The sequence below is a fragment of the Actinokineospora sp. UTMC 2448 genome (genome assembly GCF_024760565.1).
Taxonomy (GTDB): domain Bacteria; phylum Actinomycetota; class Actinomycetes; order Mycobacteriales; family Pseudonocardiaceae; genus Actinokineospora; species Actinokineospora fastidiosa.
Genome location: NZ_CP031087.1, coordinates 5,687,205 through 5,705,984 on the forward strand (window position 1 = coordinate 5,687,205; position 18,780 = coordinate 5,705,984).

General features: G+C 62.3%; 20 protein-coding genes and 1 pseudogene. 8 read left to right on the forward strand and 13 right to left on the reverse strand.

From position 1 onward, the window contains the following. Positions 1–509: 509 nt before the first annotated feature. Together Actkin_RS25955 and Actkin_RS25960 are read right to left on the reverse strand one after the other, a co-directional pair. Complete coding sequence (locus Actkin_RS25955) at positions 510–2,336, reverse strand: hypothetical protein (RefSeq protein ID WP_258904571.1); 1,827 nt, start codon at positions 2,334–2,336, stop codon at positions 510–512. 374 nt (positions 2,337–2,710) lie between these two features. Then, complete coding sequence (locus Actkin_RS25960) at positions 2,711–3,037, reverse strand: hypothetical protein (protein ID WP_258904572.1); 327 nt, start codon at positions 3,035–3,037, stop codon at positions 2,711–2,713. A 104-nt stretch (positions 3,038–3,141) separates the two neighbouring features. Here Actkin_RS25960 and Actkin_RS25965 point away from each other — a divergent pair, with 104 nt between their 5' ends. Continuing rightward, complete coding sequence (locus Actkin_RS25965; RefSeq protein WP_258904573.1) at positions 3,142–3,522, forward strand: GntR family transcriptional regulator; 381 nt, start codon at positions 3,142–3,144, stop codon at positions 3,520–3,522. 221 nt (positions 3,523–3,743) lie between these two features. Here the strand turns inward: Actkin_RS25965 and Actkin_RS25970 are convergent, their stop codons facing one another. Continuing rightward, positions 3,744–3,998: a hypothetical protein gene (locus tag Actkin_RS25970; protein ID WP_258904574.1), complete on the reverse strand. Its 255-nt coding sequence runs from the start codon at positions 3,996–3,998 to the stop codon at positions 3,744–3,746. Between the two features lie 107 nt (positions 3,999–4,105). On the opposite strand from Actkin_RS25970, the gene Actkin_RS25975 reads away from it, so the two are divergent. Next, positions 4,106–5,035 (forward strand): hypothetical protein, encoded by a 930-nt coding sequence (locus Actkin_RS25975; RefSeq protein ID WP_258904575.1) that lies wholly within the window; start codon positions 4,106–4,108, stop codon positions 5,033–5,035. 6 nt (positions 5,036–5,041) lie between these two features. Here the strand turns inward: Actkin_RS25975 and Actkin_RS25980 are convergent, their stop codons facing one another. From Actkin_RS25980 to Actkin_RS26010, 7 genes are all read right to left on the reverse strand, one after another. Beyond that, positions 5,042–5,464 carry a hypothetical protein gene (locus tag Actkin_RS25980; RefSeq protein ID WP_258904576.1) on the reverse strand — a complete coding sequence of 141 codons (423 nt, stop codon included), beginning with the start codon at positions 5,462–5,464 and terminating at the stop codon, positions 5,042–5,044. 1 nt (position 5,465) lies between these two features. Then, the gene (locus tag Actkin_RS25985) at positions 5,466–7,298 is read right to left on the reverse strand and encodes an EndoU domain-containing protein (RefSeq protein ID WP_258904577.1); all 1,833 of its coding nucleotides are present in this window, start codon (positions 7,296–7,298) and stop codon (positions 5,466–5,468) included. Positions 7,299–7,714: 416 nt separating this feature from the next. Continuing rightward, positions 7,715–8,032: a hypothetical protein gene (locus tag Actkin_RS25990; RefSeq protein WP_258904578.1), complete on the reverse strand. Its 318-nt coding sequence runs from the start codon at positions 8,030–8,032 to the stop codon at positions 7,715–7,717. Continuing rightward, positions 8,033–8,740 (reverse strand): hypothetical protein, encoded by a 708-nt coding sequence (locus tag Actkin_RS25995; protein ID WP_258904579.1) that lies wholly within the window; start codon positions 8,738–8,740, stop codon positions 8,033–8,035. A 21-nt stretch (positions 8,741–8,761) separates the two neighbouring features. Beyond that, the gene (locus Actkin_RS26000; protein ID WP_258904580.1) at positions 8,762–9,022 is read right to left on the reverse strand and encodes a hypothetical protein; all 261 of its coding nucleotides are present in this window, start codon (positions 9,020–9,022) and stop codon (positions 8,762–8,764) included. Positions 9,023–9,120: 98 nt separating this feature from the next. Continuing rightward, positions 9,121–9,381 (reverse strand): hypothetical protein, encoded by a 261-nt coding sequence (locus Actkin_RS26005; protein ID WP_258904581.1) that lies wholly within the window; start codon positions 9,379–9,381, stop codon positions 9,121–9,123. Positions 9,382–9,393: 12 nt separating this feature from the next. Further along, positions 9,394–9,762: a hypothetical protein gene (locus Actkin_RS26010; RefSeq protein ID WP_258904583.1), complete on the reverse strand. Its 369-nt coding sequence runs from the start codon at positions 9,760–9,762 to the stop codon at positions 9,394–9,396. A 234-nt stretch (positions 9,763–9,996) separates the two neighbouring features. Here Actkin_RS26010 and Actkin_RS26015 point away from each other — a divergent pair. After that, positions 9,997–10,164, forward strand: a pseudogene (locus Actkin_RS26015) (helix-turn-helix transcriptional regulator); the annotation flags it as partial. Between the two features lie 195 nt (positions 10,165–10,359). Further along, the gene (locus Actkin_RS26020) at positions 10,360–11,331 is read left to right on the forward strand and encodes an NsdA family TPR-like regulatory protein (RefSeq protein ID WP_258907993.1); all 972 of its coding nucleotides are present in this window, start codon (positions 10,360–10,362) and stop codon (positions 11,329–11,331) included. Positions 11,332–11,401: 70 nt separating this feature from the next. On the opposite strand, the gene Actkin_RS26025 is transcribed toward Actkin_RS26020, so the two are convergent. Further along, the gene (locus Actkin_RS26025; protein ID WP_258904585.1) at positions 11,402–11,659 is read right to left on the reverse strand and encodes a helix-turn-helix domain-containing protein; all 258 of its coding nucleotides are present in this window, start codon (positions 11,657–11,659) and stop codon (positions 11,402–11,404) included. A gap of 300 nt (positions 11,660–11,959) precedes the next feature. Beyond that, the gene (locus tag Actkin_RS26030; protein WP_258904587.1) at positions 11,960–13,045 is read right to left on the reverse strand and encodes a hypothetical protein; all 1,086 of its coding nucleotides are present in this window, start codon (positions 13,043–13,045) and stop codon (positions 11,960–11,962) included. 632 nt (positions 13,046–13,677) lie between these two features. Between Actkin_RS26030 and Actkin_RS26035 the strand changes: the two genes are divergently transcribed. Together Actkin_RS26035 and Actkin_RS26040 are read left to right on the forward strand one after the other, a co-directional pair. Further along, positions 13,678–14,538, forward strand: a complete 861-nt coding sequence (locus Actkin_RS26035) for a helix-turn-helix domain-containing protein (RefSeq protein WP_258904588.1) — start codon at positions 13,678–13,680, stop codon at positions 14,536–14,538. After that, positions 14,510–14,704, forward strand: a complete 195-nt coding sequence (locus Actkin_RS26040) for a DUF397 domain-containing protein (RefSeq protein ID WP_258904589.1) — start codon at positions 14,510–14,512, stop codon at positions 14,702–14,704. The genes Actkin_RS26035 and Actkin_RS26040 overlap by 29 nt, the downstream gene beginning before the upstream one ends. A gap of 80 nt (positions 14,705–14,784) precedes the next feature. Here the strand turns inward: Actkin_RS26040 and Actkin_RS26045 are convergent, their stop codons facing one another. Continuing rightward, positions 14,785–15,978, reverse strand: coding sequence for a protein kinase family protein (locus Actkin_RS26045; RefSeq protein WP_258904590.1), 1,194 nt, complete (start codon positions 15,976–15,978; stop codon positions 14,785–14,787). 207 nt (positions 15,979–16,185) lie between these two features. Here Actkin_RS26045 and Actkin_RS26050 point away from each other — a divergent pair, with 207 nt between their 5' ends. Together Actkin_RS26050 and Actkin_RS26055 are read left to right on the forward strand one after the other, a co-directional pair. Then, positions 16,186–16,797: a DUF8453 domain-containing protein gene (locus tag Actkin_RS26050; RefSeq protein ID WP_258904591.1), complete on the forward strand. Its 612-nt coding sequence runs from the start codon at positions 16,186–16,188 to the stop codon at positions 16,795–16,797. Positions 16,798–16,853: 56 nt separating this feature from the next. Continuing rightward, the gene (locus Actkin_RS26055) at positions 16,854–17,963 is read left to right on the forward strand and encodes a hypothetical protein (protein WP_258904592.1); all 1,110 of its coding nucleotides are present in this window, start codon (positions 16,854–16,856) and stop codon (positions 17,961–17,963) included. The last annotated feature ends 817 nt before the right edge of the window (positions 17,964–18,780 follow it).

The following is an 18,780-nucleotide window of genomic DNA, read 5'->3' on the forward strand; positions in this document are numbered from 1 at the left end:
TGTCCTCCTGCCCGGCTGGTTCCTGTGGTGCCGGATTGTGGTGTGATGCTGCCCAGATCAGCAGTTCTCGCGTCACGGCCGCGAGTTCACGGCTGAGCCATTGCCCGCGAGAGCCGCTCACATAGCGGACCTCTCCGGTAAACCGCCACTGGCGACGCTGCCCAGATCGATAACAATACTCCCAGCCATCAGCGCCTGTCGAGGGTTTTTGATCGATGGGCCGGGCTAGGACATCTTGGTCCTGGCCAGGTGGGTTATCTGCACTATCATCTACAACCATCTACATGATCGACTCCTTTCTCTAGGGGCGGTAGCGGTGTGACTCAGCAACGGGTGCGCCAGGGCAGGATTCAGGCCGTTCTCCCGCGTGGACCCCTCACGGGAGCCGGTGCCGCTACCGGCAGGGTTTGTGCTGGTAGAGAGGGTTGGGGTGGGTGCTACGGGGGTGTTGCTGGCCGCTACTGTGGTAGCGGCAGCGGCGTGTGTGTAGCGCGCTGGTAGCGGGTTGGTCATGGTGTTTCGCCGCCTTGGTGGTGGGCGGTGGCGATGGGATAGCGGTAGTAGCCGCGTCGGTTGATGCCGCCGATTTTGATTTGCGTGGGGGTTACGCCTTTGGGCATGTGCGCGGCGAGATCTTCGGGCGTCCAGGTCCGGTAGCGGGCGTCGATTTCCGCGAGACCTAGGAGGATGGTTTCTGTCCAGAGCCGGGGCTGGTCACCAAACACGGTCAATATGTCTTCGACGGTTTGGTGGTCGATACCAGGTGCTGGCGTGCCCGCGGGAGCGCGGAGCGTGCGGGCGAGGTCACGGGTGCGCGAGTCAAGCATCTTCGGCCCACAGGGCCGTGGGGGGCGGCGTGCGGTGAGGGTGTCGCGGTCGAGGTGGTAGATCTTGGTGATGATGGGGTCGCGGTGCCCGGTAGCGGCCAGGTAGCAGCGTCCGGCGTCCTCGGGGGTGTCGCCGCTGGCGGGGTAGAGCCGGTCGGGCCGCCACCCGTCGGCGATCATGCCTGGGCCGAGGGTGAGGCGGACGTCGTTGTGGCGGCAGGGGTGGAGGATCTTGATGGCGACGGTTTCGGCGATGGTGGCTCCGAGGGCATCGGAGGTGGCTTCACTGGCAGCCAACACCGCTGTGATGCGGGCTTTGCGGCCGATGCGCAGCAGCCGGATCGCCAGATTCTTAGCTCGGTCGGTCAGGTGTGTGTACTCGTCGACGACCACCACCAACGCCGGAAGAGCGGGGCTTGGCCGCCAGGCGTCGCCCATCCCCAACGGGCCAAGCAGCCGCGGGCGCGCCGCGGCGTAGGCAACAGCGTCAGCCAGGGCGCGTTCGATGCCTGTGTGTTCGCGCTCGCGGCGGGCGATCGCCTCCCCGAGGGCGTCTAGGCCCATCCCGGCGGGGTCAAGATCCCACACGAGCGCATCAGCGCAGCGGGAGATCAGATCAGCGAGAGTGCGCAAGGTGACGCTTTTGCCCGAGCCCGGTACCCCGATCACGACCGCGTGCACACCCAGCAGACAAACCCGCGCGGGAGTGCCATCCATCCGCCACCCGATAGCGTGCGTGTCCGTTATGGACACAGCGGCGCCAGGGCGAGATTCGGGCAACGAGGGCAGCGCGGCGAACGGGTCACGCACAGCCGCCCGGAGCACGACGCGGGCACGGCGGGACCGGTCTGGGGCGATCAACAACCCGCCAGCGGGAAGATCCAACAGGGTCTCCAGCTCACCGACCTTGTCGATCACATCGGCAGGCTTCCCGCGAGCCAGCACCACGGAGATTTCCCACCCCCAGGGCTGCCGTCGCGCGTCAGCGCCGGAACGCAACACCACCCCTACCGCGTCCAATGCCCGCTTGGCGCACTCGATGGCCTCACCGCGGGTATGAGCGTCCGCGATGGGGAACGGATCACCGTCCGACTTAGCCTTCTCCTCGGGGGTCTTCTCGATCCGCCCCACGATGATCCGCCCAGCCACCCCCAAAGCGATCAAGGCTAGGAGGGTGGGGAGGGCGTAGGCGATCCACCCGAGGTGGGTGGCGGCGATGCGCAGACCGATCCAGGTGGCGAGCAGACATAGCAGGGTGGTTCCAATGCGGCGTTTAGCGGCTCGCCGCCACTGCTCGCGTAGGCGCTTTTCGCGCCGTGCGTCGCGTTCTTCGACCGCGAGGGCGACGACTTTGTGGTAGTCGACCCACCCGCATACATACGGGAAGAACCGGCGGATCAGCCAGGACGTACCGGTCCAGGTGTAGCGCGCCCACCGTGTGAGCCGCTGCCCGGTGCGCTTGGGGGCGTGGCGCAGCAGCTGCCAGGCCCGGCGGGCTGGGGCGAACACCAACCACCCGACAAGCCCACGGCCGGCCAGCAGCAGACGCGGGCGAGCCCACCGGCCGACGCGGGCGAGGCGTTGGTGGGTGCGGCCAGCTGCGCGGCAGAGCGTGGGCCAGGTGTGCTGGTGCCAGCAGTCCAAGCCACGACAGAGGGTGGTCACTGCGTCTGTCCAGAACAGGGCGTACCAGGTGCGTAGATCCTCCCCGAGCCCGGTGAGGTAGGCGATCAGCCACGCGCAGCCGTTCGCGGTGTCCGATGCCAGGGCGCGCAGTAGGGAACACGTTCGGGTGTGAACGCGGGCTAGGCCGCGGTGGCTGTGGTGGGAGTCGGAAAGGAGCCGATGCCGCCGCCGCTGGTGGGTGTGGGGTGGTGGGGGTTTCAGTGTTCATCACGCACCCGCCCCGCCCGAAAGGGCGCAAACAGAGGCGTGTCAGCTTGGGTGAGTTTGGCTAGCTCTGCGTGCCAGGCGTACTCGGTGGCGGTGCGGGCGATGATGAGGGTTTCGCGCAGGATTTCCCAATACAACCACGCCTGTATACGACCTGAGACGAAGTCGGGGAGGTCGTCGGCGAGATCAGCCAGGTGATAGAGGCGCTGTTGGAACTCGCGCCAGGGTTCTTGGGTGTGGGGAAGGGGGCTGGGGGTGTGGGTGTGGTGATCGTGTGATGGTGGGTTCCCCTTCCTGTTAGTGGTGTGGTTTTCCATGGTTCAACGGTAAAGGCACGCAAGCGTGTTGTGGGTACCTCGATCGGAGTAATACCAGCGATGACATCGACCTCATCAACCACATCAGATCTAGCATCGTGGGTATGGACAGAGAGATCGGAGACGTACGACCGGAGTATGTTCTCCTGGCCGAGATCCTGCGCGAAAAGATCACCAGCGGCCAGCTCGCCCTTGGGTCACTAGTGCCTTCCCACAAGATCCTCGCGGACACTTATGGCACCTCCCAAGCCACTGCCCAACGCGCTGTTGGGCTGCTGCGGGATGAAGGGTTTGTAGCCGGTGCCAGCGGGCGAGGCACGTTCGTGGTCGCCTCCACCCCGGTACACCAGCGCGGTGATGCAATGGTGATGCTCACCGAGGTCCATCAGCGCCTCGATGAGCTAGAGCAGATGGTGGCTTCGCTTAAGGCGGTCGTGGATACTCCCGGCGCAACACGTCGGCAACCACGCTCAAATCGCGCCTAAGCGCCTCAATGCGCTGCACTGCCCGCCAGGACAGAAACCAATCATCGGCGCCCGCGGTACCCGCACGCCCATTGCTGGGATCATGCGGGGTGTGGTGATCGTGGCTTGTCATCGTAAAGACCTCCCCCGATACGACCCAAGGGCCACACACAGCGTTCCCCCATTCGCCCACCCAGACCAACCACCGCGCGGAGGGCAGGCGAAGGGAGAACCCCAAGAGGTCAGCGCTTGGCAGCCGGGCGCTGGGAAATCTCCGACCGCCTGCGGTGGGCAGCGAGCCAGGTCGCGCGGTCGATTCCGAAGTCCCGCCCCAGGCGCGCCCAGATCGCGTTCAACACCGCGCGCTCACGCGCCCGGTCCCGGTCCCGGCGCTTGGTCAACGCCTGGCCCACCTGGTGAGCTGCGATCGCCCCGGCAGCAAAGGCGAACACAGCCACCAGCGGCAGCAACAGCGACCACAGGTCATTGATGGACACGACCCCTCCCGAGGTGACAGTTCGTGACGGTACGGTGACGCTGACCGTAGGAGACCAGGTCAATGGCGCAGCTACGGCGCACCAGTCAGACAGGGAGGTCACAACCGGTGAGTGAGGATCACTCGGGCATAGTTCGGGCCACAGCTCGCCTTCTGCGCGACCTGCTCACCACCGAACCCGCATACCGCCGCGCCTGGCAGGTGCACGTGAAGCGGGAGCGGGTTCGTGATCTCAGCCGGTCTGGTGTTGCCCAAGTCATCGCCCACTACCTGTGGGACTCAGGAGAACGACCTGACACAGACACCGACCTCGCGCGAAGCCTGCGCGACCGGGTGCGCCGAGCGCTCGCGGGCGAAAAACTCACCGCGGAAACAATCACCTGGTTTATCCGCGCGTTTGCCATGACTGAAGACCATGAGCACATGCTGTGGTCCACATTCGCAGGAGGAACCATGCACTACCCGGAAGGCATCACCGGAACATTACCCGCGACACTCCCGCAGATCTTCCCCAGCGGACACCACACAGTGAGCATGTTCGAGCGCTACACCATCGACGCTAACCGATGCTTAATCCACGATTCGATTCTTCGCGTTATCGCAGCGCGCGAAGACAACCTCAACTACTACACCTACTCCAACTATCGAATCCTAGACCGCTTTGAGTTGATCGCTGGCGGCCAGATCGACCAAGTGTACGAGGACGACGAACACAACCGCACTCTCTACAAGATTCGGCTCGATCAGCCACTTCGCAAAGGGCAAACAGCCGCCCTGCAATACCGCGCCCACTATAAGACCGGTTATCGGCCACGAGAAGTGCGCCGCGCATTCACTCTACGCTACGAAAACGTCGACATCGCCGTCCAATTCCACCCCACACAAACCCCCGCAAGCGTGCACTTTTGCATTTGGGACAGCTACACCGACCCCAACCCCATCCAGCAAGTCCCCATCACTCTCGATCAGGCCGGGACCGTCCACCGATTTGTACCCTACGTACAACAATCAGCAATCGGATACCAATGGACCTGGTAGGAAGCGCTACCACGGGATCTCGGGGTCGCGACCGTACTTCTCGCGAAAGTTGTTGATCTCCTCGGTAAAGGTAGGATCTTCAAAGACTTCAGGGTTCTCAAAGTAGTGCCAGTAGGTGCGCATCACACTGAGAGCGAACTCTGGCAGTACGGTGCACGCGAGTTCGGTGTACATGTTGTAGAACTCAACAGCGTCAGGGGCGATCTCCACGCGCCAAGCATTCCCGCGAGCTATGTAAGGCTCGCGCGCGTGCTCCTTTCGGAACTGCTGAAAGAGGTCAACCAGAAACACAAGGTACTCGGTGTTCCCTTGGACATCATCGAGCAGCCAGTCCCCGATAAAGTCTTCCGCGCTGTCTGATGCAGCGTTGTGAGCTGTCCCGTACTCGTCCTCTTCGAAGCTGATACCCGACGACAGCGGGATCGACATGCTAACTCCTTCGCCTCTTCTGTTGGACCTGCAAACCACTCTTCTTGGTGCCATAGCACGGCCAGGCGGTCATCAGCGCACCGGTCTCGGCATCGTAGTACCCTGCAATCTCGATTCCTCTGTACCTTCCTTTCCACTTCCCTCGCCACTTGCCATGTTTGTTTTTCTTGGGTTTGCCCAGCTTTCCCTTATGGTAAGCAGTTGTTACTGCATGTTTTATCTGGTCTTCTGACCAATCGTCGGGAAAGAAGGTGTTCTCCCTGCCAGTGTTCTCCTTCATTTTCCAGTTGCTGCGGTCTAGCTCTCGTCGATAGACTCTGCCTTGATATACGCCCTTCTTGTTGGGTCTGCTAATATCTGTAGTTAGCCAGTTAGGGTGATCTTTGCCGTCGGGTCGTCGATGGTAGCCTGATGGAAGTCGATCCTCAAGGTAGTGAGGGTCACCGTAAAGGATATGCCGCCAAGTAGATTCCGGGATATAACGCATCTTTCGAGAGGGGATTGGGGGCGGCTGATCTCCATCTGCACCATTCGTGGGCGGTAGTTGCCAATAAGCCTGTCCTTCCGGCCGTTCAAGTGTAGTGTTGGCTTGTGCCGCTGGGAGAAGTCGGTCCTTGAGGCGGTCGGCGCGCGCACGAAGAGTTCTGCTAGGCTGATGGTTTTCACCTGCGGTTTCTAGTGGCCCTTCAACGGTTTGTAGTCGCAGTGTGCCGGGTATTTGGGCTGTTCGTTGGATGGGTTTGCCGCAGTAGAACCCTGCCCAGCTCAAGAGAGCAACTATAATGATCTCGGGGAGTAGGTCGAGGTCTGCTTGGGTGAGGTAGCCGAGTACGCGGTGGTGGATTCCTGCGAGGATTGCCAAGAGGAAGATGGTGAAGGCGGTTGCGCCGATGGCGCGACCGATGCGGGGTAGAATGTCGGGTTTGAACACCGCCACGACCCCAATCACTGGTGCGCCGACCACGAGGAGTCGTAGGGCGAGGTGGGCGAACGCGATCGCGACCGCGGCCAGGAGTTGAAAGAGCGCGAACGCCAATGCGTGGAGGAGGGCGAGGACTCCGATACCGGTTCGCGAACCGGCGTCACCGGTGAAGGTGTCCGTGGTGGTGCCTAGTTCTTCGGCGATCTGTTCGTATTGGGCTTGCTTGGCTTCTCGGGGGGCTGGGTCGGTGTCGGCGCCGGTGTTGATTTCCTCGGCGCTGTAGGCTTGGGCGGCCAGCACCTTGGGGCCGTAGTCGGTGGCTGGTGTTTGTTCTGGGTCTCCGAGGGTGCCGCGGAGCCAGTTGTGGTAGATCACCTCAGTGTGCAGCCGTGTCGGAAGTTCGTGGCGGGCTACCGGGTGGTGTTCAGGCTCAGCGAACCCGAGCAAGAAGGCGTTGGTGGCGGTGGTGATCGCCCGGTCGATAGCGGGGAAGCTCGCTGCGGCGGCGACTCCGGTGGCGGCGAGCATCATCGCGGCGAGGGCTAGGGTGCCTTTGTGGGCGGTGGTGGCGAGGTTGCCGCGCCAGATGTGCCGGAACATCGACACTGCCAGGAGTAGGGCGGCTAGGCCAAAGAACTGGCCGTAGATGTTGTCGAAGACGTCTTGGGCGGCGTCGGCGATACCCGCGTTGACCCCAGCCAGGAGACCGCCTTCAGTGATGGTGTAGTACAAGCCGTTGGTCGCGCCGATGATGAGTTTGGCGGTGTTGAGGAGGGTGTTGCCGATGCCGGTGTCAATCCCGAAGGACAAGCAATCACCGGTGTAGTCATGCCAGATGAGCCCGGCATAGCCGTAGGCGGCGTAGATGCTCCCTGGCTCCCCATGCCCGTCTGGCTCATCGAGTGCCCCCACGATCCCGGCACCGGGGCGTTGGGGCTCGGGAGCTACAGCGCAGGCCCCGGTTTGCGCGACGGCAGGAGCCCCCAACCCGGCCGAGAGCGCCAGAACAGCGGCGGCGACCAACAGGGCACTCAGACGGCTCTTGGCGCGTCGGTCGCGGGTAGTGGGACTGGTTCTTCGACGGCGGCGGGCAGCTCGTCGCTGTGCCCACCAGCACACCGCCACGACTACGACAGTTGTGAGTAGTTCGGGTGCGCTCAACCGAGCGTGCCCCCTCGTCCTGTTGCACCACCAGGTCAAGGGTCACCGTAGCGTGACCAAGCCACTACAGGAATAAGGTTCCCTCGAACAGGAAACATCCCACGATACCGCTACCTGTCGTAACGGCGTGGCTTGAGTTGATGGGCTACCAAGGTGAGGCGCTGCGCCTAAAGGTGCGACTTGGCGATGTCAGCGAGCTTTTGGAGTTCGGTGATGGCTTGGTCGCGTTCGTGCATGTCGGTGGGGAGGTGAGCGTGGGCGTGGGGGACGAGCTGGTGGGCGAGCAGCCCGAGGATGTGCTCGCGCGCTGGCGAATCAAACTCGCTGGTGTCGATGAGGCCGAGGTTGTGGTCGCGGATTTCTTCGAGCGCGCTGCGGGTGCCTGGGTCGGGTGCGTGGTCGATGAGGAAGTCGAGCACGACGTGGTAGAGGGTGTTGCTGGTGGGGAATCGGTCTTGGTGGGTGATCCAAATATCGCCAGACATTTATTCTCCTACGGTGAACACTCTAGGGCCAAGCGGGGCGATGAACGCACGAACTTGCGCGCGCTGCTCGGGAGTGAATTGAGAGACATCGACGGGCACACAGTCGGCTTTGTCGAGGTGGTCGAGGATACGGATTTTGACTTGTTCCCATTGGCGGTCAAAGAACTTGGCGGGGAAGTTGCCGACTGCGTCGTAGGTTTTGCCTGTGTGGTCGATCCAGTCTGGTCCTTTCGGGTGTGGGGAGCGGGTCAAGCGGACTCCGGTGGCGTGTTCGATGCGTCGGGCGGTTTGGGTTTCGGTGGGCCGGTGTTTTTGGGTGGCTGGATCGTAGCCAAGGGCATACTCCCGCGGGCTGAGCCCACCAGGCGCTGTGCCTGCTGGCGCGCCGGTGGTTCCCGCCCTGGGTGTCGTGGCCGTGGCTGGTGGCGTGGTGCCGGTGGTGGGTGCGCCGATGTGGGTGATGTAGGCGCCCAACACCTCGCCCGCCCCACCAACAGCGGTGAACGCCTCCGCAGCGGTTTCCTTCCCAGCCTGGAGCGCCTGTAACGTCGCGGGCGCGTAAGGGTTGCTGCTTCCAACCGTGGCTGCGGCGATCTGGGTTTGAGCGGTGTCAAGGCTGGTGATCGCGGTGAGGATGCGCTGTTGAAGTCCCTCCGTGCGGGCCAGGACGCTGCGGAGTTGATTGAGGGTTTCTTCGAGCCCACCCACAACGAAACCTCTCCCCCTGGGTTAGGTGGTGGCGCAGAACCCGGCGGCGTGCTCGTGTGCCGCTACCGCGTGCCCGTGGGCGTGGCCGAGCAGTTCGATGGCGTGACGCAGCCGAGCGACCGCGGCTTCGCCTTCCGGGCGCGAAGACGAGCGCACCAACCCCGCCAACTCCCCTGTGAGCTGGTCGAGTTCGTCTTTGGTGGCGGCGAAGCTCGCGATAGCTTGCCCGGTCATCTCGTTCGCAGCCGTAACGGCTGCTCGGACCTGGTCAATCCCGCTCACATGTCCCCCATGTGCGTCGTCTCAGGCCGACAGTGACGGCCCTTGGTTACCGTACTAACCCACAACGCCCCACGCCCCGCTTCCGCATCGCCAACCCCTTACCGGTCATCAGCATCGGGGTCGCGGGTGGGCCAGTGCGGGCGCTGATGGGTCAGCAGGTCGGGGTTATGGCTGTAGAGAACGGCGTGGGTGTAGGAGCGCGGCCGAGGCCGCCTGGCGCGGCGAGCTGCCGCTGCCGCGAGGGCGACCCTTGTTCGTCGACGCTCGCGCCGCAGGTCAGCGATCAACCACCACACCAGCGCCACGAGCGCCGCAACCAGGATGGGGGCCGTGATGAACGCAACCAGGACGAGATCCACCAGCAGCACCGCCTAGCCGGGGCTGGTGGGTTGCTGGATCACTAGCGGGAGCTGGTGGCCGTGTGGGTTGGTGCGCTGGTAGGCGCGGTGTTCGATCCGCCGCGCCAAGCGCGCCAGGGCCAGTGCCAGCTCGTGCTCAGCCTCGATCGAGGGTGGGGGTTTGCGCCCGGCCTCGGCATCGAGGCAACGGAAGATCATGTCGCTGATGTGGCGGTTCGCGGTGGACAACTCCGCCACCAACCCCAGGTCAAAGACCCACTCGCTTGCGCTTTCGCTGCTTCCGTCGCGGGCGTCTGCGTTGCCGCTGCTGAAACCACTACCGCCGCTGGCGCTGCTGGTGGTGGGGGTGAGCTGGTGGGGGTTCACCGCGACCAGCCCCACAGGCGCAGGCACAGGCGGGTGGTGGTGATTGCCCCAGCAGCGGCGGTGAGCAGCACAACAGCCACGGGTGAACCCCTCTCGTGTTTGGCCTGGGGGTTCACCGTGCGGGGGACGGGCTGGTGTGGGCACGAGGGTGGCTGTGGTTGTCACACAAGAGGCCACAGCCGGTGACCGGTGGGCGGTTACGCTGGTGGTCACATGCCCGCACCCACGTCGCGGAGGGGCTGAGCCTGGATGGGCAGGGAACCGGACGCGCTGACCAGCCAGCGCCGCGAGCTAGGCCAACGCCTAGCCACATTCCGGCGCGCCGCAGGGCTCACCCAGGCCGACCTCGCGGCGGTCCTGTTTTGTGATCGCTCGACCCTCGCGCACGCAGAACGGGGCCGTGGCCCTAGCAGCGCGGAGTGGTGGGCTAGTGCGGACACAGCCGTGAGTGCTGGTGGGGCGTTGGTGGCGGCGTTTGGGCAGCTGCGTGCCGCGGTTGCTGCCTGTCATGGGGATGCCCAGGCGGGGGAGCTGGCGCGCGCGAGGGCGCAGGCTGACGCCTGGCGCACCCCCGCCAACGGCAGCGGAACTTCTAGCTGGCCGGTGGTGGGGGTGGAAGACGACACCGATCTGATGCTCGCCTTCGATCTTGCCCGCCGGGTCGCAGCTAGTGACGTTTCTGGGGCGGTGCTCGATCGGCTCGAAGCGGTGTTCGACGAGTTGGCGATGGCCTACCCCGTGAGCCCACCCACGGAGTTGTTGATCCGGGTGCGTCAATACCTCGGGTATGCGCTGTCCTTGATGGATGGACGCGCCACCTTGGCCGAACACCAACGCCTGATCACATTGGGCGGGTGGCTCTCACTGCTCGCGGCCACTGTCCACATTGACCTGCAACACCCCAGGGCGGCGGGCGCGCACCTGACTACGGCTGCGAGTCTTGCCAAGCACGCCAGCCGCCCGGAGATCACCGCCTGGTGCTACGAGACCGAAGCCTGGCGCGTCCTCACCGACGGACACCACGCCAAAGCCTTGGAACTCTCCAAGGCCGCAGAGCATCACGCCCCCCGCGGAACCTCGGTAGCGATCCAGGCCACCGCCCAGCAAGGCCGCGCCGCCGCTCGGCTCGGGGACCGGGCAGGAGCGGTCAAGGCCATCAGTAAGGTCCAACGGCTTGTGGCTCCACTTCCGGTGCCGAATGCCCCCGAGCATCACTACCGCTACGACCCCACCAAAGCCATCGCCTACACCGCGACCACCCTGGCCTGGGCCGGTGACCCCGCCGCCGAAACCCACGCCCGCGAGATCATCACCCGGCTACAGCCAGGCCCCGATGCTGCCCGCTGGCCCAGACGAGTGGCTTCCGCCCACCTGGACTTGGCGCTCGCCCTAGTGGCGACCGGCAGGCTCGATGAAGCGTGCGCTCATGCCACCAAGGCGATTGCCTCCGGGCGCGTGGTGCCCTCCAACCACTGGCGTGCTGGGGAAGTCGTCAACGCCGTCGCCGGCCGGGACGTACCCGAAGCCCGAGACCTCATCGAGGTCTACCACGACCTCACCAACCCGGAACAAACGAAGCGGTAGCGCAACGTCCGTTGTGGACGACAACTAGACACAGAGGACAGACCGGCGCCGGTGACCGCGGCAGTGCCTGTTAGTCGGCGTCGACGTCGGCTTGAGGTGCCCGCAAGCCCCCCACCAACACCGCCGGATCAAGGCGCAGGGCTTCGGCAATGCGCAGGATGCTGTGCAAGGTCACGTTGCGGGTACCGCGCTCGACTTGACCCAGAAAGGACCAGTGCAACCCCGAGCGGTCCGCCAACTTCTCTTGGCTCTCGCCCAACTCCTGGCGGCGAGCACGCACCCGCGCCCCAAAGGCCGCGGTCGCATCTGAGAGTGGTCCAGCAGGCACGGGTCATAGCTCATACGTCCCATGACCGACAGTCCAGAGACGAAACGTCCCATGACTATCCGTTGCATGACCATGCGTACTACTCTGATTGCTGCCCGCCGACCTGGACGGGCGAGGGTTCGCAGGTCAACCAGCAGGAGGTAGCGGTGATGGTTGTGCAGCGCACGGGCGGAACCACCGGCGGCGGGGGCGGCACCGGTGGCGGTGGTTCAACGCCGGTCAAGAAGTAGCACCGACCGCAGCAAGCGAGAAGCCAGGGCACCCCTGTGAGCGGGAGCTGGGCGTGGGGTGCTCTGGCTTCTACCTGGTGGGATTTGGGGTGGTGTATTCGCGGTCCAGGGTCCATACGAGCGCTAGTCCTGCTTTGGGCCAGACCCATTTGTCGAAGTCCAGGGTCGCTGTTTGAGTGGGTAGCGTGGCTGGGCTGTAGTAGATCAAGGGGTGGTTGGCGGTGGCGAGGAAATCCACAATCGCTGCCGTAGCGATCCCGGCCCGATGGTGGGATACCTGCATCCGCAGCCCCCGAGTCGGGGTGCGGGCGTTAAGGAAGAGGATGTGGCTGTGCTGGGGAACGAGGGTGCGGTAGGTGTAGGCGATCCGCGTAGGCTCCCCGTCGCTTCTGCCGGTGCCGGTGCCGGTGGTGGAGGCATCGACGGTGAAGACTTGCCCGAAACTCTCGACGCTGCGCTTAATCGGCATTCTCTGCCCGTTGACGCTGTAGTCCTCTAGGGAAAACACTGCCTGGTCCCTGGCATCGAGCCCTGTATCCGTGTTGATCATCCACACGTCGGTGTAGGTGGGATCACCCAGCGCTGATCGGAACGCGCCTGCGTCCCTGACGCAGGCGAACCGGGCTAGCCCGGTTCGTGGTTTCCTCACCGTGTACTCCCACCTGATCCCGGCGACAAACATCGATCCCGCCCCGGTCGCTGGTCCGCCTTCCCACGGGGTCAGGGTGATCGACACTCGTGTGTCATAGCGCAACTCAGAGGCGTGCGCTGTTTGCGCCAACAGATCCTGATACGCCTCGCGCGCCAGCTCCACATCGCCTAGGCGTTTGCCCAGGGTGTTTTCGGCGTTGCGGTCCATCACCTCATCCGAAGCCACCCGGTGCAGATCTTCAGGATCGAACGCGAACCCATCAGCCACCGCGGAACGGATCTGCAAAAGCATGTCCTCGGTAAAGAACCACTGCAAGGCCAACGTCACCAGACCGATCTCAAACAGGCTACTGCCGATGTCTTCCACCGGAAGGTAGCGAAACCCGGCCACCGCCGGGATCTGCGCGAGGACCAACAACCCCAGACCTATCGCAACAGCAACGACCGATAACAACGCCAACCGTGTCCGCATCAACCGTCGAGATAACCGCTTCCGAGAATCCACACGACCAAAGTACGGTCAGATCCACTAGCGCCCACATTGTGGCTACGGCATTTGGAGCAGTGCGCCCTAGTTCGGGGGTGGATTCTAGGGCGCGCTGATAAAGGACGGGCTAGCCGACGGGGACAGTGTGGCTGGTACCGGCCTGGTGAGGCGTTGGGCAGTGAAGCCAAGTGCCCAGCGCCTCCCACAGGGGTAATCCGATGGCGGGGTGCACTAGGAGATTCAGGGCCGTGGGGTTGAGCATTCCGCCGGGGTTGATGTCGAGTTCTAGTTGGCCGTCCTCGGTAGTGATTGCATTGACTCGACATCCGGGATGAAGGCTAACAAGGGCAGTGACAGTGACACTATCGTTCATGAGCTTTCTTTCCGCCTCGTAGGGGTTGTGCCCGTGGTAGGGCGTTTGGTTCCTCCCACGCCCTACCCCCGACCTGTGATCGGCACCGCGGTATCGGAATCAGAAACGAGTCCGCGGTGGGACCGTCTCCCGATATCGGATCGGGAGCAGCACAGTTAGTGTTCGCGTGATAACTACCTGTTTTGTTACTGCACATTATCGTGATGTGTTTTAACATTTCTGGCAATCACCCATATGGGTGATAGAAACCAACGCTCGGCCTATTAACATTTCGACCATGCCCGAAACATTGCGATCGATAGAGCTAGGTATTGCCCTACGTGATCTGCGGGCACATCGAAACCTGACCCAAGTCGAGCTGTCCACCCTGCTAGGCAAACGCAGCCACAGCGAGATCTCCCGATGGGAAAGCGGCAAACTCGCCCCCCATGAGCGCGACATCGACGCTCTCCTGGACGCGCTAGAAGCAACCGGTGCCGAGCGCTCGCATATTCGCAAGCTCATGCGCGAGAGCGCAGCCCGCAACTGGCTCTCGCCAGGCGTTGGCCAGGGGCTTGCCATGCTGCACGAGTACGAAGCACGCGCGACACACATCGTGGACGTTCAGCCGTTAATGATCCCGGGACCCTTGCAAACCAGGGACTACGCCATCGCGTTCATGATGGCAAGCGGGCGAACCCGTGAAGAAGCCGAAGAGCGCGCGGACTTTCGCATGTCACGCCGCGAAATTCTGACCAGAAACAGCGCTCTGGAGTACACCGCGATTATCGGAGAGGCGCCGCTGCGGTATCCGTTTTGCCGACCCAGCATCGCTATCGCCCAGCTACGTCAACTGATCCAGTTAAGCCGCCTAGAGACCGTCACTATCCAAGTCCTGCCCCTGACCCAGGGCTACCACGAAGCCCTCGAAGGCTCCTTCATTCTCCTGGAGTTCAACGAGATCGACCCAGCGGTCTACCTAGAGCACTATCGCTCAGCCACGACACTGACCGACCGTAAAGACGTACGGCATTACATGCTGGCGGCCACCAATGTCCGCCGCGCCGCGATGAGCCCTAGCTCCTCCCTAGAACTCATCGCGCACCTGATGAATCAGATGGAGAACACCTGTGACACCCCAGAAATGGATCAAATCTAGCCGCTCAGGCGACAACGGCAGCAGCGGCTGCATCGAAGTCGCCTTCACCCCAACCCACACTTGGATACAAGACACCAAAAACCGCGGCCCACACTGCACCATAACCCCCCAAGCCTGGACCAGTTTCCTCACCCACGCAACCCCCGACCGGAAGGCCCAGCAGTAGATTGATCTCAGCCCGTGTAGATGTCTGCCCCAGCGCGCACCTACACGGGAAACCACAAACCAAACCCGACCTACGTCGATCTAGCGACGATGTTTTGTGGGTTTCCAGTCGGCAGGGGTGAGTTTGTCAATGTCGGTAATCACGGCCCCTATCGATGGGTAGCGTTTGGTCCTGGTGTCGGTGTGGGTGCATCGGCTGATGATTGCCTGGATTTTCTCGGGCGCGGCGTTGATGGACTTTCGACCGGTGAAGATGAACGACAATACGTGGCCGATGGCGTAGATCTCGGCGAGGGTGTCGAAGTCTTTGAACCGGCCCAAGGTGGGATCGATGATCGTTCCCTTCATCGATGACCCTGTGTGGGTCAACTCTGAACGCGGGTCTTTGTAAAGACCAAAGTCGGAGAGTTTGACCATGACCGCGGGGTGCTCGTATTCTTTGAGCAGAATGTTGCGCTTGCTGATATCGCGGTGCAGAATCTGCTTGCTGTGCAGGTGGTTCAGTGCGTAGAGAAGTTGGAGAGCTATGCGCTTGCGCGTGGAGAACCCCAAGCTTGCATTGTGCTTTGTGATGAATGCGTCAAGGATCGAGTGGCAGTACTCCATCGTGTAGCACTCGGCCGCCTTATCGTAGCGGTAGGCTTGGACGATGTAGGGAAAGTTCAACGATTTGAGGACTTTGTACTCGTTCCTGAAACGCTCTAAGTCCTTCGCTGTGAGCCCGCTCTTGGCTTTCTTGCGGGCAAACCACAAGCCTGCTTCATCGTCGAAGAACTTGTGTACAACCGCATACGAGCCTTCACCAACCAGTTGGAGGTCGAACCGCTTTCCTGTGCTTGCGCGGCTAGCCATCGCTGAATCGGTGGTGATGAAGACCGGTTCGTAGCGTTCGACGGTGATTATTGGGAAGTCGTCGGGGATTGTGCTACCACCAGAGCGGACAAGGAATTCTTGGCACTGATCGAGCACTGCCTGATAGGTCGGTACAAGCGTAAAATCTAGGCCTACACTCTTGAGTGTTTCGCGCGCCTCGTCCATCTCAATGATTAGATCCAGTAGCTGGCGACTGTCCTCAGCGTTGTAATGCTTATTGACGCGATTCTTTTCGTTCATGAACGCAAACAGCGTGTTCAAGCGTTCATGAAATGAGGCAAGCATCGTCCGCATCCGAGAGTCTTCCCTCTCGTATACCCGCTTGAACGCGGGCGCGACGCTGGTCCAGACATCATCGTACTTATCACTGAGGTCAGCCATCACAAGGTCCACGCGCGCCATGCAGCGCAGTATCCCACCCCCTGCCCCAGACTGGACGCCCCGCGGCCACCGCACCGCGCGGGGGGCACCAGCCCCCTCTCCGCGCGCGTGAGGCTGTCGGAACCCGAGGCCCCTGGGGGTAGTCTTACTCCTCCCCTACCCGGCCCCAGACCCGGCGATCGCCGAGTCACCGAACCTGAAGGGTGCGAGTCATTGGAGCCTCAGTGGGTGGCCGCGGGTGCGGCCTGTGTCGCAGCGTTGTCGGCGGTGTGGGCTGCCTACAACGGGCGGCGCACCCTCGCCAACGCCGACCGCGACCGCACGGAGAAAAGCCGGCCGGTCTTGGCCGCAGAGTTCCGCCTCCACCAGTACTCAGACCGGACCCTCCTATTTTGCGTTAAGAATCACGGTCAAACGGTCGCGCGCAACGTCCGGGTAGAGTTCACCCCAAGCATCGAACCCGAAGATAGCAACTTCGGCGTACGCGCAACACTAATTCGCAAATTCGCAAAGCCCATCAGCGTTCTAGCCCCTGGTGCTGAACTAGATACCCTCTACTTCACTCCAGATTTCACCGGTGACGAGGTTGTCAACGCAGAAGGCTTGCCCGACGAGCTGCGCGTGACCATCTCCTACGACGGGCCTTCGATAAAACGGCGGTTCGGACCCGACCACATCCACCGCTACGAAGATACTTTCGATCTTGACACTATTCCAGTTCGGGCGCGAGTCTGGGCAAACAGCTCCACAGAACCATCCAGCCGACTCAAAGACATCAACAACAACCTTGCCAAACTCACTAAGGCTGTGCAGCGCCTCCACGTGGACAACGAGAGATAACCTTGAGCTGGCCGGGAACAACCGAACACGCAGCATTACTGCACTTTGCATATCAAATGATCGACGAGCTATCAGGCCTGCAACCAAGGCTGATGCATCGGAACGATACCTCACATGCCCAACACACAGACTTCGCTAACCGCGCCAAAAGTCTAGCCAATTATCTCGACGCGGGTCTGACGTTGACTAAGCAAGATCTCTACGGCCCGGCCTTTGCCACGTTGCGCACCGCCCTTGAGCACGTATCCGTGGACTATCTGGCATTTCTGGGCCAACGATACGTCCAACTGATCGACCAGGTAGACGAGGCAACCTGGGCTCAGTGGCAAGAGCGCCGCGCCACTGGCCAGTGGCCGCACGTGATCGGATGGACTCGCACAAAGAAGGGCCGAGTCACGATCACCTTCGAAGGGCTGCGCTCAGACTCCGACGACTACATCATCAGCATCTACTACTTCCTACTTAACCAGTACCAGCCAAACCTCGGGCCGCCCAGCATCCAGCAATGGTTCAATGATGGACTAAGTGACGCAGATAGTGCGCGCACTCACGCGGAAGAAAACGAGCTGATCTACCGCACCTACCTAACCTGGCGGAGCATCAAAGAAAACTTGCTTTCCAACGGATTCTACGACGAAGCCGGACTAAAGCAACTAGACGTGCACTATCGATTCCTCAGCATGTTCACCCACCCGCTCACGGACACCACGCGCACCATCTACGGCAGAAATACCTTCCGGGTACCCAGTTACGATCACTACAGCAGCGAACTATGCCTGCTCTACATCATCACCTTAGCCACCCTAGAGCTACGACGCTTCAAAGAGGCCACCGAACGGCCACCCCAAGTAGACATTGCAGGCTGGGCACACACAGAAAGTCTCTGCAACCAAGCATGGAACCATATCGTGTACCTGTGGTTCCCCGGTCATGAACCACACCACTACGACTACATACAGGCGGCAAACCACCACGTCTGGCGAAACTTTCGAAGCACAAGCACCCACGTTCCACCACAAGATCCAAGGTCCATACTGGCGGAAGACGTGAACTACTACCGCGACCCGCTCACCCGGCTCATCGCGCTACACCAAGATTTCCACGAACTCACCACAGGCCTCGCCTACCGCTCACCCTGGCCCCGCCCAGATGCGCGCTACCGATGAGCAACCACGACGAGTGACCCACACGCAGCCACCCCACAGGCCTACCCCCCGCGAGCCCGACGCCGACGAACCAACTCAACAGTCGCCGAAACCCGCAGCTCACGACGAGACAACTCCCGTGCGGATGCTGTCGGAACCAGGCCGGGGGCACATCACGCGAAGCCGATCTCGACAGGCGCTGAATGCGCAGGTCAGGTCGGCTTTCGTCGTTGAGTGCCGGGTCTGCGCGAGTCGCTTCCAGCCATCTTGAGAGATCGGTGAGATGGCGGCCGGGTCCGTGAGCTACACGGGAACATGGGGACGATCACCGAGGTCAACGGCTAAATCCGGGTGCGGGTGTACAAGGGTGTGAAAGTTTCACCGGGAAGACCATCAACCTGCCCGACGACCAGCGACGCGGTGGTAGCGCGGTCATTTTGGCCTAAGACACGGACACGCCACAGCTCCGGCGCTCCCCATCCCGCCTCCGCCGACATCCTCCACCTCACATCGGCGACCAGGGCGTCTGGAGACCCTCGCTGCCTGAGCCACCAAGCGTCCTGACCGCGGCGCAGATCTCCCTGGACACAGCTAAACCGTCGCCGAGGCCATTAGCGCACCACCTGCAGCCTCATCGTCAACGTCGCCGCCGTCAACTACTTCGATGGTGCCAGCCTGCCGTTCTGTTTATCCCTCACGAGCGAACCCGCGCCGACTTTCATCCCGCTCGGCACCCCTCGCGGCTGTTCACCGCCTACTTGAAAGTCCGTGGTGCCAGTCATCGGCCCACAGACGAGGGCGAGCTGAAGGATCTTCGGTTTCACGAGAAGACGTCACT